Source organism: Bradyrhizobium sp. USDA 4472 (assembly GCF_054058595.1).
Genome location: NZ_JBSSAM010000001.1, coordinates 2,979,746 through 2,994,833 on the forward strand (window position 1 = coordinate 2,979,746; position 15,088 = coordinate 2,994,833).

The window sequence follows — 15,088 nt, forward strand, 5'->3', positions numbered from 1 at the left end:
CCCGCTTGCGGTCCTGACCACGGCGGCAGCCCGAGGCGCTTAATTGCTTTCCGCCCCGTCCAGCTCCGGGCAGTTTGCGGCTCCTTCGATCTTCCAGGGAGCCATTTGTGTCGCAAGCCGCCGCTCTATCTCGCCGAAGCCGTCCCGTTCGCACGATATCCGAACTGAGTTCGACCATCGCGACGGCATACGCGCGGATCGAACGCGACCAGCACCGCAATTGCTGGATCCATGTCAGGCCGAAGGAAGAGGTGCTGACGGAGGCCCAGTCTCTCGCACGGCGTGCCGCGCAGGGTGAATTCCTGCCTCTGCTCGGTGTGCCGTTCGGCGTGAAGGACAACATCGACGTGGCGGGCATGCCGACCACGGCGGCCTGTCCCTCCTTCGCCTACGTTGCAGAGCGATCGGCTCGGTGCGTCGAGCGCCTCGTCGCGGCCGGCGCAATCTGTATCGGCAAGACAAACCTGGATCAGTTCGCAACCGGGCTGTCCGGCGCCCGATCACCGCACGGCACCTGCCCCAGCATCGCTGATGACGGCTACATCTCCGGCGGGTCGAGCTCGGGCTCGGCCGTCGCCGTGGCTGCCGGGCACGTTGCTTTCTCACTCGGCACCGACACCGGCGGCTCAGGCCGGGTACCGGCAGGTTTCAACGGCATCATCGGAATCAAGCCGACCGTCGGGCTTGTCTCATCCCGCGGGCTCGTTCCGAACTGCCCGACGCTCGATTGTCCGTCGATCTTCTGCAATTCGGTCTCCGAGGGCAGATTGTTGCTCGAACTGATCGAGGGCTTCGACGAGGAAGATCCCTACAGCCGTGACGCGCGCGAGCCGTCATCCGCCGTCTCCGACGAATTCCGCTTCGGACGCATTTCCGCCTTTCAGCTCAATTCATTCGGGTCGCCCGAGTGCGATGGGCTTTACGAGCAGGCTTGCGAGCGGCTGGTGGGCCTGGGAGGCAAGGCCCGCGAGATCGACTTCAGGCCCTTCGCCGAGGCCGGCGAAATGCTGTTCTCGGGCCCGTGGATCGCGGAACGCTACGCGGCGATCAGCAAGCTCTTCGACGTCGATCACGGCCATCTGCTGGAGGTGACGCGCAAGGTGTTGCAGCGCGCGGCGGAGTTTACAGCGGCTGATGCGTTCGCTGCGCAACATCGACTCCTGCAGTTGCGGCGGCAGGTCCGGGGGCTCTTCGAGCAGATCGACGTCCTCATCGTGCCGACTGCGCCGCGTCCTTTCACCATCGCGGAGATGCTGGAAGATCCCATCACGCTCAATACGTGTCTGGGACACTACTCCTACGCCGTCAATCTCCTGGATCTGTGTGCGGTGTCGCTTCCCAACGCGACGCTCGCCGGCGGCATGCCGATGGGCGTCACCCTGCTGGCACCCGCATGGCATGATCACGCGCTCCTGGACTTCGCCTCGCGATGGCAGCGCGACGATGGCGCCGCCTTGTTCGGTCTGAATGTCTATTCGCGTGCCGCGGGCTAAAGCATGATCCGGAAAAGCGTGCAGCGGTTTTCCGAAAAGATCATGCTCAAACAATGACCCAAAGTGCGATGACGATTCATCCTAATCTCATCGCGCTTTAGACGATTTCGAGGTCGAGCGCGCGCAAATTCAGAATGACGATCAGGCTTCTGTCGTAGCGGATGATGCCTCGCGCCTGCATGCGAGATAGCTGCACCGTCACCCACTGCCGCGTCGCGCCAATCAGGTTGGCGAGATCGCCGTGGGTGAAAGGAATGCCGAGCACGATCTCGCGGCCGTGCTGCGAGCCGTAGATATTCGACAGAAAGATCAGCAGGCGCTGCAACCGCTCGGTCACCGATCGTGTGCCGAGCATTTGCGCCATGGCCGAGTAACATCTCGCCTTGAAGGCCAGTGCATCCAGCAGCGCAACCGCGATGGTCGCCGACTGAAGTGCAAGCTCGCGCAGAGCGGGGCCAGGCAGAAACAGCAGCAGGCTGCGCTCGACGGCAACCGACGACCACATATGCGCGCCGGCTCCGAAGAGATCCGGCCCGCCGACGAAATTGCCGCCGAACCAGTAGGCCAGCGTCACCTCACGCCCGGAGGGTGCTGCGTAATAGCTGCGGATCCGGCCGGATTCGATCAGGTAGATGCCGTTCTGGGTGTCGCCCTGGCGCCAGATATGCTTGCCGGCTTCCCGAACCTCGTGGCGACCGATGGCCAGCACCCGGCGCCGGTCAGCCTCATCAAGGGGATCGAGGAGGCCTGGCAGCGACCTGACCAGAGCATCCGACTCCGCCAGCATGATCCCGGCCGTGGTCCTGAGAGTTGCCGCTGACATCTGCCCGCTCCCTCGTTGCTGGAGCAGATCCATTCAAGAGCTATGCCAGCCGCTGCGGGCGGTTCAGGTCGCCGCTTCCATTTGCTCGAACGCCTTGCGGCCTTCGGTCCGGATCAGGTCAAGGCAATCCCGTTTGAGGGCGAGATAGGCAGCGTCGGTCAGAATAGCGCTGGAGCGCGGCCTTGGCAGGGCCACGGACAGATCCCGCAGGATGCGGCCCGGCCCGGCGCTCATGATCAGCACGCGATCAGACAGGAGAATGGCTTCGTCGATGTCATGTGTGACGAAAACGATCGTGGCGTGGATCCGGTCGCGAAGTTCGAGGAGATTATCCTGCATCACAGCCCGGGTCTGCGCGTCCAGGGCACCGAACGGCTCGTCCATGAGCAGCACACGCGGCTGGTTTGCAAGGGCACGAGCAATCGCCACCCGCTGCTGCATGCCGCCTGAAAGCGTATGCGGATAGGCGTTCGCGAATCTCGTCAGCCCGATCATGTCGATCAGGTCGTCGGCGATCCGCAGCGCCTCCGTTTTCGACTTGCCGAGCGCGCGCGGTCCGTGAGCGATGTTACGGCGCACCGATTTCCAGGGGAACAGGTGCGGCTGCTGGAACACCATCCCGATTTCAGGTCGAGGCGCCACCATCGGCTCGCCGGCGACCTTGACCTCGCCCTCGAACGGCCGTTCGAGGCCAGCCATCGCATTCAAGAGCGTAGACTTGCCGCAGCCCGACGGACCAACCAGGGAGACGAATTCACCCGGCAGCACGGCCAGGGACACCCGGTCCACCGCAACGACCTCGCCGCGCGGCACATCGAACACGATACTCAGATCGTCGACCCGGATGATCGCTTCCTGCGCGGCCGATGAAGGCTGCGGCGGAGCATCGACGAGCCGCAGCGGTGAGGTCGGGCGAAGCGGGGTCTGCATCAGCGCCACCATACGGCCCGCTCGGCAATGGCCGCGAAGGAACGATCGGCGATGAAGGAGAGCAATCCGAGCGCCGCCAGCCCTCCCATGACCTGCCCGGTCTGCATGTTCTGTTGCGCAATCTCGATTCGGTAGACGATGCCGGCAAACGCGCCCGCCAGCTCGGCGGCCACGAGCGTGTAAAAGGAGATGCTGACGGCGGTGCGCAGGCCGACGACGATATAGGGAAGCGCGCCCAGCAGGATGATCTCCGTGAGCATTTGCCGGCGTGGCGTGCCGAGCATCTGCGCGGCGCGAACGAGCCCGCGATCGACCTTCTGAACGCCGATATGGGTCGCGAGCCATACGGTGAAGAACACACCCCAGACGACGAGAAAGAGCTTGCCGGCCTCGGACAACCCGAACCACAGGATCACGATGGGCACAAAGGCGATCGGTGGGATTGGGCGGAGGATGTGAAACAACGGGGAGAGCAGGCTCGAGACCAGCCTGAACCGGCCCGTCAGGACGCCGAGCATGATCCCGCCCGCCGTCCCGATCAGGAAACCTGCGGTGACACGGAACAAGCTCGCAGAGAGGTCGCCCAAAAACTGGCCGCTGTGGATCCAATCAAGGACGGCGACCGCGACCGTGGAAGGCGGTGGAAACAGCACCGCGTTGACGATCCGCGACCGAGCGATCAACTCCCATACGCCGACGAAGGCCGGCACGGAGAGCGCGCCGACAAGCACGCTCAGACGTTCGGCCGAGGTCGTGCGGCTGCTCCCTCCGGTGCTCATGGATCGACCGAAAGCGTCACACGTGCGGGATCAAGCGCCTTCAGCGGTGCCGCCGCAATGATCTTCGAGAAATCGGGCATCGCCGCTCCCGGCGGGTGATTGCCGGTTTCGAGCCGCCAGGCAGCATGCGTTTTCAGAGTCTCCAGCAGCTTGTCGTCGAGGCGCACGTGATAGACGTAATCCGACCAGATCGGCGCAAGCTCATCGCGCTTCATGCCGGTCGCCGCGGCAACGATGTCGATCGCTTCGTCCGGATGGGCTTTGACCCAGCCTTCCGCTTCAATGAGCGCAGCCAGGAATTTGCTCAACACTGCCGGGTTTGCCTCCAGATAGGATCGTGTCACGACGATGTTGAAGGTTTCGGAGTAGATTCCCTTCGTATCGAGCAGGACGGCACCCTCACCGAGCGCCTTCTTTGCATTCGCGACGTGCGGCTCCCAGGTGTCGAAGGCTTCAATGCTCCCGGCCGCCAGAGCGGGAAGCATCTCCTGGGGGCGAAGATTGACAAGCATGACGTCCTTGGCCGTCAATCCCGCCGCCTTCAGCAGAACCGAGGTGTAGACCTCGCTACCGGTTCCCGCCGTGAAGCCGATGCGCTTGCCGCGCAAATCCTCTTTCGTCCTGATTGCGGCGGACGCGGCCGTCATCGTCTTCAGATCCGAGTACTCCATGCCGGCGACGAAGGCGATCGGCTGCTGCGCCATCGCGGCCGCCGTGACCGGAGCTTCGGCCGTGGTCGCGATATCGGCGCCTCCGCCGATCACCGTGTCCAGGCACTGCTTTCCGCTGGTGAAATTCGCGACCGAGATGTCGAGCCCCTGCTTGCCGAACAGGCCGTTCGCCTTGGCGACAATCGCGAGGCCCGAGATCGGGCCCAGGTTCTGCGCAAGCCGTGCCTTCAGAACCTCTTCGGCTGTGGCTTGGGAAGCAGGATTCAAGATGACCGCACAGGCAGAGATCGCAAACAAGACCCTGCGAACAGCTGGTTTCGAGCGCATTCAACCACCTTCGGTCATCTCGGCGACCGCAATGGCCAGCCTGTGATCGGGAGAGGGTCATCCGAAGCCGATGCGCCGGGAAGCAATTAATCGACAACGCGCCTCGCTGACGAACATTTGCGCATTGCGGAGCCGTGGCGGATCACAGTTTAGGCAACAGAGAGCTCTGTTTGCCCGCCTGTTGTGCTGTGTGCTTGCGGCCCTCATCCAACGCCGGCGATCCCGCCATCGTGCTCGAGAGACGCAACGTGGTGGACGCGACTCGACGGCCGGCGTTGCGCCATCAGGCCCGCGGCTTCGCCTCGGCGACGACGCCGTTCTGCCGACGGCGATAAATCCAGACCGCCACGCCCAGTACGATCGCCACCGCTACGACGGTCAGAATCCAGAGATGCTTGCCCAGATGCCCCTGGTGCGGCACGCCGAAATAGTCGTGGAAGGCCGAGACTGCCAGCACGCCCGGCAGCACATGAACCGGCGCCCAGACCAGGATCGCGGGGATGTTGACCGCATAGAACTTTGCCGGCGGCATGTCGAGCGCACCCGCCGTGATCGGCACGAAGGCGCGAATGGGCGGCACGAAGCGGGCGAAGAATACGGCCCAGGCGCCGAAGCGGTGGAAAAAGGTCTCGCTCTCCTGGATCACGCGCGGATGATTGGCCAGCGGCCAGGTGTTGAGGATCTTGCGCTGCTGCCGGTGTCCGAGCCAATAGGCCGAGCCGTCGCCCAGCACGGCGCCGGTGGCGGCTGCGAGCAGCACCCATTGCAGCTTCAGGTCCCCGCCGGGAACCAATGCGCTCAGCGCCAGGATGATGGTCGAGCCGGGGATCACCGATCCCACCACTGGCACCGCTTCGAGCAGGGCCGCCAGGAACAGGGTCAGGTAGGCGAGCCACGCATGGACCGAAACGAAGGAAATGAGGGGATCAAGGAAGGACGTCACGTCGTCTCTGTAGCGGGCTGGAGCATTCGGGTTCAGACCCTTACACAAGTAAGGAGCGGTGGTGAAAGTGCCATTCGCCCGGGCCGGGCGTGCCTATCCGGGCCGAAATTTGGGCGCGATTTGCAGGGCAGCCTTCCAAAAATCGCGTTCCTTGCCTATCTAAATGAAAAGACAACGGAACTTTGATTGGGCCGCGGGCTTCTGCCGGCACGTTGTCTCTGGTAGGTTCGCAGCCGCACCCAGCCGCAGCCTTGTGCAAATAACTGGTCTCGGGACCGCCCGGGGCCTCGGAGGATTGATGACGACCGCCGCAATGTCCAAAGTTGAGGAAGTTTCCGGTATGCCCGACATGAAGGTGTCGGTGCGCCAGGTGTTCGGGATCGACAGCGATCTCGAAGTGCCGGCCTATTCCGAAGTCGATCCTCATGTGCCTGAAGTCGATTCCGACTACCGTTTCGACCGCGCCACCACGCTTGCCATTCTCGCCGGCTTCGCCCGCAATCGCCGCGTGATGGTCACCGGCTATCACGGCACCGGAAAATCCACCCATATCGAGCAGGTCGCCGCCCGCCTGAACTGGCCCTGCGTGCGCGTCAATCTCGACAGCCACATCAGCCGTATCGACCTCGTCGGCAAGGACTCCATCGTGGTCCGCGACGGCAAGCAGGTCACCGAATTCCGCGACGGCATCCTGCCCTGGGCACTCCAGAACAACGTCGCGCTGGTGTTCGACGAATACGACGCCGGCCGCCCGGACGTGATGTTCGTGATCCAGCGCGTGCTGGAGGTCTCGGGACGCCTGACGCTGCTCGACCAGAACAAGGTGATCAAGCCGCATCCGGCGTTCCGCATGTTCTCGACCGCCAACACGGTCGGCCTCGGCGATACTTCGGGCCTCTACCACGGCACCCAGCAGATCAACCAGGGCCAGATGGACCGCTGGTCGATCGTCACCACGCTCAACTATCTCAGCCACGACGAGGAAGTGGAGATCGTGCTGGCCAAGGCCAAGCACTATCGCACCCAGGAAGGCAAGGACATCGTCAACAAGATGGTGCGCCTCGCCGATCTCACCCGTAACGCCTTCGCCAACGGCGACCTGTCGACGGTGATGAGCCCGCGCACGGTGATCACCTGGGCCGAGAATGCCGACATCTTCGGCGATATCGGCTTCGCGTTCCGCGTCACCTTCCTCAACAAGTGCGACGAGCTCGAGCGGCCCCTGGTCGCCGAGTTCTACCAGCGCTGCTTCAACGCGGAGCTGCCGGAATCCGCAGTCAACGTGGCGCTCAGCTGATCTCTCTCGGTATGTCGTCCCGGCGAAAGCCGGGGCCCATGCCGCGTGATGTCTCGATTGAAGCGACGTGGCCAATTTCTCTGAAGTCATGACCGCCGGTGGTTATGGATCCGGGCTTTCGCCGGGACGACGGTGAGATCGAGATGAGCACGCCCTCCAATTCCAAATTCCGTAACACCAAGGAAGCCCCGACCGAGCCGTTCAAGCGCTCGGTGGCGTCCTGTCTGAAGGCCATCGCGAAGACGCCCGAGCTCGACGTGAGCTTCGCGGCCGAGCGCCCGGGTCTTGCGCCCGGCAAGGCGCGATTGCCCGAACCCGCGCGAAAGATGACAAAACGCGATGCGGCGATCGTGCGCGGCCACGCCGATTCCATCGCGCTCAAGCTCGCCTGCCACGACGCCAAGCTGCATCGCAAGCTGATGCCGGGCAATCCGCAGGCACGTGGCGTGTTCGAGGCGGTCGAGCAGGCCCGCGTCGAGGCGATCGGCGCGCGCCGCATGGCTGGCGTCGCGAAAAACCTCACCGCGATGCTCGACGACCACTTCCATCGCGGCAAGTTCGACGAGATCACCGACCGCGCCGACGCGCCGCTGGCGGACGCACTGGCGATGCTGGTGCGCGAGCGCCTCACGGGCCTGGCGCCGCCCGCCGCCGCGCGGAAGATGGTCGATCTCTGGCGGCCCATCCTCGAAGACAAGATCGGCAAGCGGCTCGACCGGCTCGACCGCGTGGTCGAGGACCAGACCAAGTTCAGCGATGCCGTGCATGATCTCCTGACCGCGCTCGAGCTCGGCGACGAGCGCAGCGCCGACAGCGAGGACAATGACGACAACGACGAGAACCAGGACGGCGACAACGATCAGTCCGGCGCGGAGGGATCGCCCGATTCCGACGCCGCGCAGGAGATGAGCGCGGACCAGGCGCAGGCCTCATCCGAGGAGATGAGCGACAGCGCGATGGAAAGCGCGCAGGCCTCGACGTCTGATAGCTTCGACGACGGCGAGCTCGGCGACGACGAGACGCCGGGCGAGGCGACACGTCCGAATTCGCACGGCAGGAACGAGCCGCGCGGGCCGGAATACCACGCCTTCGCGCCGAAATTCGACGAGGTCATCGCCGCCGAAGATCTCTGCGACCATGACGAGCTGGAGCGCCTGCGCGCCTATCTCGACAAGCAGCTCGCGCATCTGCAGGGCATCGTCGCGCGCCTCGCCAACCGGCTGCAGCGCCGGTTGATGGCGCAGCAGAATCGCGCCTGGGAGTTCGATCTCGAAGAGGGCATCCTCGACCCCGCGCGGCTTTCGCGCGTGGTGACCGATCCCTATCACCCGCTGTCCTTCATGCACGAGAAGGAGGCGACGTTCCGCGACACTGTCGTCACGCTGCTGCTCGACAATTCCGGCTCGATGCGCGGCCGCCCGATCACGGTTGCCGCCACCTGCGCCGACATTCTCGCGCGCACGCTGGAGCGTTGCGGCGTCAAGGTCGAGATCCTGGGCTTCACGACGCGCGCCTGGAAGGGCGGGCAGTCGCGTGAGGCGTGGCTCGCCGCCGGCAAGCCGGCCAATCCCGGCCGTCTCAACGATCTCCGTCACATCATCTACAAGTCCGCCGACGCGCCCTGGCGCCGTGCGCGGAAAAACCTCGGCTTGATGATGCGCGAGGGCCTGCTGAAGGAGAACATCGACGGCGAGGCGCTCGACTGGGCGCACAAGCGCCTGCTCGGCCGGCCCGAGCAGCGCAAGATCCTGATGATGATCTCGGACGGCGCGCCGGTCGACGATTCCACGCTGTCGGTCAACCCCGGCAACTATCTCGAGCGGCATCTGCGCCACATCATCGAGGAGATCGAGACCCGCTCGCCGGTCGAGCTGATCGCGATCGGCATCGGCCACGACGTGACGCGCTACTACCGCCGCGCCGTGACGATCGTGGACGCCGAAGAGCTCGGCGGCGCCATCACCGAGAAGCTCGCTGAACTCTTCAGCGAAACCAACACGGCGCCCTCACAGCCGGCCGGTCGCCCGCGACGCAAATTGCATTCGTGAGCACGCACTCATCCCGCCGCTTCTTTCTCGGCCACGCGGCGGCGGGATTTTCCACTCTCGCTCTGTCGCGGCTCGCGCAGGCGCAGTCGACGGCCAAGCAGGCTCAGCCGGACCAAAGGCCGGCGCAGCCCGAGCACGCGGTCACCGCGCCTGTCGGCATCGAGGTCAACGCGCGGCCGATTCCCGATTTCGAGCCGCGCGACCGTGCGCGCACGCGCTTCGGGCAGCTGGCTTATCGTAGCGGTCTGGTGCTGACCTCGCCGCATCGCGGCTTCGGCGGCCTCTCTGCTCTTCGCTTCCTCGACGACAAAGGCGAGCGCTTCCTCTCACTGTCGGATCAGGGCACCTGGTTCACGGGCGCCATCCGCTATTCCGGCGGCAAGATGGCCGGGCTCGACGACGTCGAGGCTGCGCCGATGCTGAACGGCGAGGGGCGTCCGATCACGGAGAAGCGGCTCTGGTACGATACCGAGTCGCTCGCGCGTGACGGCTCGCTCGTCTATGTCGGGCTCGAACGCGTCAACCAGATCATGCGTTTCGACTTTGCCAAGGGTGGCACGCGCGCCCGCGGCGAGGTGCTGCCGACGCCACAGGCGATCCGCAAGCTGCCCTACAACAAGGGGCTCGAGGCGCTGGTGTTCGTACCCCGGGACATGAAAGGCCAGCCGCTCGCGGGCACGCTGATCGCGATGTCCGAAGGCGGCTTCGACGCCGACGGCAATCTGATCGGCTTCCTGCTCGGCGGTCCATCGCCCGGCCAGTTCAGCATCAGGCGCTCCGACAAGCAGTTCATCAGCGATGCCGTGCTGCTGCCATCGGGCGAGCTGCTCATCCTCGAGCGCAAATTCTCCTGGTTCACCGGCATCAACATCCGCATCCGCTCGTTACCGCTGAAGGCGATCGCGCCGGGCGCATTGGTCGACGGCCCCGTCGTGTTCGAGGCCGATCTCGGCCACGAGATCGACAACATGGAGGGCATCGACTTCCACGTCACGCCCGACGGCGAGACCGTTCTGACCATGGTGTCGGACGATAATTTCTCGATGCTGCAGCGGACGCTGCTGTTGCAGTTCACGCTGGTGGAGTGAGCGCACGCGAACCCGCGTTCACACCCGCGAGCCGGCGATCGGCTTGAACGCCACGCGCCGTCCTGCGACCCATTCATCCGTAGGGGGCGACATCACACCACACCCGCATGCATGGCGTCACGGCTGCCATGCCGCCCGCGCAGCTCGCAATTCGCGCGTGCGCCACTAAACTTCATGCAATCGCTTCCATTCCTCCCGTCCCGGATTCTGCATGAGCGCCCTGTTTTCCCCGATCCAGCTGCGCGGCCTGACGCTGAAGAACCGCGTCGTGGTGTCGCCGATGTGCCAGTATTCGGCCGAAGACGGCGTTCCCACCGATTGGCATTTCACCCACATCAACAATCTCGCGCTGTCGGGCGCGGCGATGTTCTGCATCGAGGCGACCCATGTCGAGGCGATCGGCCGCATCACGCCGGGCTGCCTGGGCCTCTACAGCGACGCCTCGGAGGCCGCGCTGAAGCAGATCCTCTCCTCAGTGCGCAAGCATTCCTCCACCGCGATCGGGATGCAGCTCGCCCATGCCGGCCGCAAGGCGTCGAGTGCGCGGCCCTGGGACGGCGGCCAGCTGATCGCCGAGCAGCAAGGCGGCTGGCAGACGGTGGCGCCGTCGGCGATCCCGCACAAGGAAGGCGAGGCGGCGCCGGTCGCGCTCGATGCGGCCGGTCTGACGCGCATCCGCGAGGCCTTTGTCGAGGCGGCGAAACGCGCGGAGCGCATCGGCATCGACGCCATCGAGCTGCACGGCGCGCACGGCTACCTGCTGCATCAATTCCTGTCGCCGATCTCCAACAAGCGCACCGACGACTATGGCGGGTCACTTGAAAACCGCATGCGCTTCCCGCTCGAGATCTACGACGCGGTGCGCGCGGTGTTCCCGCACGACAAGCCTGTCGGTATGCGGGTGTCGTCGACCGATTGGGTCGAGGGCGGCTGGGACCTGGCGCAGACCATCGAGTTTGCCAGAGCGTTGAAGGCGCGCGGCGTCGACTGGATCGATGCCTCCTCCGGCGGCGTCTCGCCGCTGCAGAAGATCACGCTCGGCCCCGGCTATCAGGTGCAGTTCGCAGAAGCGATCAAGCGTGAGACCGGGCTGCCCACCATCGCGGTCGGCCTGATCACGGAAGCCAGGCAGGCCGAGGAGATCATCGCCTCCGGGAAGGCCGACATGATCGCACTCGCCCGCGGCATGCTCTACGATCCCCGCTGGGGCTGGCACGCCGCTGCGGAAGTCGGCGGCGAAGTCGAAGCCCCGCCGCAATACTGGCGCTCGCAGCCTGCGACGCAGAAGGCGCTGTTTGGCAAGACGACGTTCGGGGCGCGGTGATTTTCGTCACCCCGTGACAACGGGCGAAGTCACGGAGTCCTCACGTATCCGTAACTCTCCTCGCCTTCCACCGGTCGCAAAATGGGCCTAACCTCCCGATGTCAGGGGCATCACGGAGGTCCGCCATGCGGTTTCGTGTTCGCAAGACCGCCCACGTGTTCGAGCGATTGGGCCTCGCGATGGCCGGTGCCGCGTGCGGGCTGTTCGTCGGCGCCTATGTCGGATCGGCCTTCACCTCGCTCACCACGCAGGGCTTTCTGCTGTTGATGATGCTGCTCGGCGTCGTCGGCTTCTATCTCGGCATCGACACGCCGCAACTGCCCTTCGATGACGCGCACAGCCAGATCGATGCCGCGGAATTCCTGAGCTCCGCCGGCACGCTGTGCGCCACGCTGGCGTCACTTGCCTCCGTCGCCGTCATCGTGCTCCGCCTCGAGCCGCACGACGCGCTGACCCTGCTGGTGCTGATCGCCTGGATCGCCGGCGTGGCGATGCAGATCGTCGCGGGCGCGAAGGCAAGGATGCGGGCCTAAGAACAGTTGCTAGAGAACAGTCGTGCCGCGGGCTCCTTTAATCTCTCCCGCTTGCGGGGGAGGGGGCGCCTCCCACGGAGCGAGGCTTGCGAATGATCACTCTCAAAACACCACGCCCACCCGCGTGCCGCGCTTCCAGGCGATGCGGCAGCGCTTTTTGGTGTTCACGTGCAGCAGCTCGAACCGATCGGGAATCTTCACCTGGCCGCCGAGATCGACGCAGGCCCCGCCCGGCGAATAGTCGATCAGCGTGCAGACGATCACGGGCGCGCGCGGGTCGGTGATGATCTTGGCCTGGCGGGACACCAGGCCGGCGGGTTTGACACGGGCATGTCGACGCGGATGCATTGGCACTCTCCTCCAAGTCCGCGGCGGCATGATCCGAAAAAGTTTTTCGATCATGCCAAAGCAAGGCGCGGTGGCAGGGTTCCAATGATGGCGGAGCAATTTCTGCGATCAGCCTAAGGCGCGGCGGAGAATTTTAATGAAAAGTAGCGATGATCGGAGAAAGCGGCGGTAGCGGGATGCCCACCCTCCAGGGAAGGGTGGCTCTACTTTAGCTCACAACCTCCCCGCCCGCGGTCAGATCCACGCCCGGCGCCACCGGCATCGGCACCGTCACGTACTCCCGCGGCAAATTCACCGGCCGATACCCGGGCTCGACCGCCATGCGCTTCAGCACGCTCTCATGCACATGCGCGCCTTCGGGGATGAAGCGCGGTTCGCTGTCGGGGATGTAGAACCCTGCAAAGACCTTGCGCTCCGGCCACTCCTTGTATGTCGCGCTCTTCGGCAGATACTCCAGCACGCGCCAGGCCGCGCTCATGGAATCGTGCAGCTTGCCGGCTCTACCGGTGTACGCGGGCGCGACATAGCTGAACGGCGAGGCCTTGCGCTGGATGCCCCAGGCCAGCTGGTTCACGGTGCGCGGGTTGAAGTTCAGGCCCGCCTTCGCAGCCTCCTCGATCATCCACAGCAGCGGATATTTCGATTCCGCGCTCTCGGCTTCCGGATAGCCGCCGCCGACGTCGCAATGCACGCCGGCGAACCAGACCTGCAAAATGTCCTGCGGCACCTTCTTCTCGTCTCGCACGTAGCGATGGCTCCAGAATTGCTGCGGCTCCTCGTACGCTTTCAGGCGGAACATGCAGCGCCGCTCGTCGATCGCGATCGCTTGGCGGAAGATGTTGACGCTGGGATTGCGCAGCGTGAAGGCGAGCTCCTCCAGGCTGAACACCAGGAAGAACACGTCGCGCCGCGGCACGATCACGCTCGCCACCGTGTCCCAGACGCCGATGAAATGGATGGTCGGCCAGCGCGTCGAGGTGATGCGCGCGAACTGCGCGGCGAGGTCGAATGCGTCCTTCGGCAGCGGCCCCTGCTCGTCGACCGCGATGTCCTTGAGGTCCTCGATGTCGTTGCCGCGCCCGAGCCCGGAATATTGCTTGTAGGCGATGAGGCCCGAGCCTGCGAGGTTCGCCTGCTCCGGCGAGATCAGCCCGACCTTGTGGATCAGCCCCGCCAGCACGCGCACCGTGTAGGCGCCGCGCGAAAACCCGAACAGGAAGATCTTGTCGCCGGGCGCATAATGCTCGACCAGGAAGCCATAGGCCGAGAGCACGTTGTCGTCGAGCCCGTAGCCGGTGGCGAGCCCCAGCACCGTCTTGATGTTGGACTTCCACCTGTTCCAGGTCGACGGCTCCGTCACCGTGCCGACCCCCGGATCGTAAAACACCATCTGCCGCGGATGCGTCCTCTCGGTCTTGCGCAGGCAGCGATAGAGCTTCAGGACGTTGGAGATGTTCTCCGAGATCTCGTTGCCGGTGCCGTCACAGCAGATGACGAGGTTTTTCGGTTCGGGTCTGGCTGCGTGCTCCATGGGATGCGCCTCCGGGTGATGCTACCGGGGCGAGTATAGCGGAAATGGGGGCGAGCGAGGAGACGAAGGCGACGCCGCCGGGATGCAGTCCCATCGCCGCATCGTCTGTTGATGTTAACCCCCTGTTAACCATGCGGTCGCCTAATGTTGACGATGGGGGGATCACCATGTCGGCTCATGTGACGCGACTGAAGTTGATGCCTGTTTCGGCCGATCCGGCCATCCGGTTGGTGGCGAGGCTGGCGGTTCGCGCCAAGGCCGTCCTACAGGGCAAGACGCCTGCCCTAGGGAGCAAAGCCATGTTCGGAAAGGACGACTTAGTGGACCATCTCAGCCGCGATCTCGATCGCGCGCGCGGCAGGCGCGATGCGCTCGCATCCGAAGCCACGACCCTGGCGGCCCAGATCGCCGAAATCGAAGCGCGCCTCGGCGAGGAGAAGAAAAGGCGGGAGCGTGAGCGCGTCCTGGCCGAGATCGAAGTCATCAAGACGCGAATCAAGCAAGCCGCCGGCGCGTTTGCGCCCGTCGTCGACGGTCTCTCCAAGGCGATCGAGCAGGCCACGGCCGTGGTGCCCGAAGCGCGCGAGCTCAACAGTTTCCTGGTATCGGTGGCGACCGAGATCGACAGCGTGCTCGATCCCCTGTTGCGCGAGCTGGATCAGCGCGCGGATGCGGTGCGCTCGGGGCAGGCGGCGCTGGACTTGCCGAGTTCGGCCGTCGAAGCGCCGCCGATCGAGCTGCCGAAAGACCCCAACGAACGCCTGCTTCGCTTTCCGGCCTGGCTGTCGCGCGACAAGGAGCCGGACAAGAAGGACGTCGCGGAGAGCCCGCGCAGCACGGCCGCGTGAAGCAGCCGCGCGCTCCAGGCGCGCGGACTTCTGGTGCAGAATAGCTTTTGGTTGGACCGATCGGGCCGCGGGCTCGCTCAACCTCTCCCGCTTGCGGGGGAGGTC

14 protein-coding genes are annotated in these 15,088 nt (G+C 64.8%); 7 read left to right on the plus strand and 7 right to left on the minus strand.

The window, feature by feature from the left end; translation table 11 throughout:
* The first annotated feature begins 107 nt into the window (after positions 1-107).
* The gene (atzF, locus tag ACVWZ4_RS13620) at positions 108-1,493 is read left to right on the plus strand and encodes an allophanate hydrolase (RefSeq protein ID WP_456740586.1); all 1,386 of its coding nucleotides are present in this window, start codon (positions 108-110) and stop codon (positions 1,491-1,493) included.
* 97 nt (positions 1,494-1,590) lie between these two features.
* Here atzF and ACVWZ4_RS13625 read toward each other — a convergent pair whose 3' ends face one another.
* The 5 genes from ACVWZ4_RS13625 to ACVWZ4_RS13645 all read right to left on the minus strand — a co-directional run bounded on the left by ACVWZ4_RS13625 (position 1,591) and on the right by ACVWZ4_RS13645 (position 5,966).
* A complete protein-coding gene (locus ACVWZ4_RS13625; protein WP_456700148.1) occupies positions 1,591-2,316 on the minus strand; it encodes a Crp/Fnr family transcriptional regulator in 726 nt (241 codons plus the stop codon).
* A gap of 63 nt (positions 2,317-2,379) precedes the next feature.
* Positions 2,380-3,258 (minus strand): ABC transporter ATP-binding protein, encoded by an 879-nt coding sequence (locus ACVWZ4_RS13630; RefSeq protein WP_456736987.1) that lies wholly within the window; start codon positions 3,256-3,258, stop codon positions 2,380-2,382.
* Positions 3,246-3,956 (minus strand): ABC transporter permease, encoded by a 711-nt coding sequence (locus ACVWZ4_RS13635; protein WP_456700146.1) that lies wholly within the window; start codon positions 3,954-3,956, stop codon positions 3,246-3,248. Before ACVWZ4_RS13635 ends, ACVWZ4_RS13630 begins: the two co-directional genes overlap by 13 nt.
* A 65-nt stretch (positions 3,957-4,021) precedes the next feature.
* The gene (locus ACVWZ4_RS13640) at positions 4,022-4,963 is read right to left on the minus strand and encodes an ABC transporter substrate-binding protein (RefSeq protein WP_456740588.1); all 942 of its coding nucleotides are present in this window, start codon (positions 4,961-4,963) and stop codon (positions 4,022-4,024) included.
* 343 nt (positions 4,964-5,306) lie between these two features.
* Complete coding sequence (locus ACVWZ4_RS13645; RefSeq protein WP_456700144.1) at positions 5,307-5,966, minus strand: DedA family protein; 660 nt, start codon at positions 5,964-5,966, stop codon at positions 5,307-5,309.
* 298 nt (positions 5,967-6,264) lie between these two features.
* Between ACVWZ4_RS13645 and cobS the strand changes: the two genes are divergently transcribed.
* The 5 genes from cobS to ACVWZ4_RS13670 all read left to right on the plus strand — a co-directional run bounded on the left by cobS (position 6,265) and on the right by ACVWZ4_RS13670 (position 12,256).
* Complete coding sequence (gene cobS / locus ACVWZ4_RS13650) at positions 6,265-7,263, plus strand: cobaltochelatase subunit CobS (RefSeq protein WP_456736989.1); 999 nt, start codon at positions 6,265-6,267, stop codon at positions 7,261-7,263.
* Between the two features lie 143 nt (positions 7,264-7,406).
* On the plus strand, positions 7,407-9,311 hold the full coding sequence (gene cobT / locus ACVWZ4_RS13655) for a cobaltochelatase subunit CobT (RefSeq protein WP_456700142.1): 1,905 nt from the start codon (positions 7,407-7,409) through the stop codon (positions 9,309-9,311).
* Positions 9,308-10,399, plus strand: coding sequence for an esterase-like activity of phytase family protein (locus ACVWZ4_RS13660; RefSeq protein WP_456740589.1), 1,092 nt, complete (start codon positions 9,308-9,310; stop codon positions 10,397-10,399). Before cobT ends, ACVWZ4_RS13660 begins: the two co-directional genes overlap by 4 nt.
* Before the next feature lie 211 nt (positions 10,400-10,610).
* A complete protein-coding gene (locus tag ACVWZ4_RS13665) occupies positions 10,611-11,723 on the plus strand; it encodes an NADH:flavin oxidoreductase/NADH oxidase (protein WP_456740590.1) in 1,113 nt (370 codons plus the stop codon).
* 125 nt (positions 11,724-11,848) lie between these two features.
* Entirely contained in the window at positions 11,849-12,256 is a 408-nt protein-coding gene (locus tag ACVWZ4_RS13670; protein ID WP_456700139.1) for a hypothetical protein, read from the plus strand.
* Positions 12,257-12,358: 102 nt separating this feature from the next.
* Here the strand turns inward: ACVWZ4_RS13670 and ACVWZ4_RS13675 are convergent, their stop codons facing one another.
* Both ACVWZ4_RS13675 and ACVWZ4_RS13680 read right to left on the minus strand, forming a co-directional pair.
* Complete coding sequence (locus ACVWZ4_RS13675; protein WP_164987974.1) at positions 12,359-12,604, minus strand: PilZ domain-containing protein; 246 nt, start codon at positions 12,602-12,604, stop codon at positions 12,359-12,361.
* A gap of 208 nt (positions 12,605-12,812) precedes the next feature.
* Positions 12,813-14,135, minus strand: a complete 1,323-nt coding sequence (locus tag ACVWZ4_RS13680) for a DUF2235 domain-containing protein (RefSeq protein WP_456763391.1) — start codon at positions 14,133-14,135, stop codon at positions 12,813-12,815.
* Positions 14,136-14,179: 44 nt separating this feature from the next.
* Between ACVWZ4_RS13680 and ACVWZ4_RS13685 the strand changes: the two genes are divergently transcribed.
* Positions 14,180-14,983: a hypothetical protein gene (locus tag ACVWZ4_RS13685; RefSeq protein WP_456740592.1), complete on the plus strand. Its 804-nt coding sequence runs from the start codon at positions 14,180-14,182 to the stop codon at positions 14,981-14,983.
* Positions 14,984-15,088: the final 105 nt, after the last annotated feature.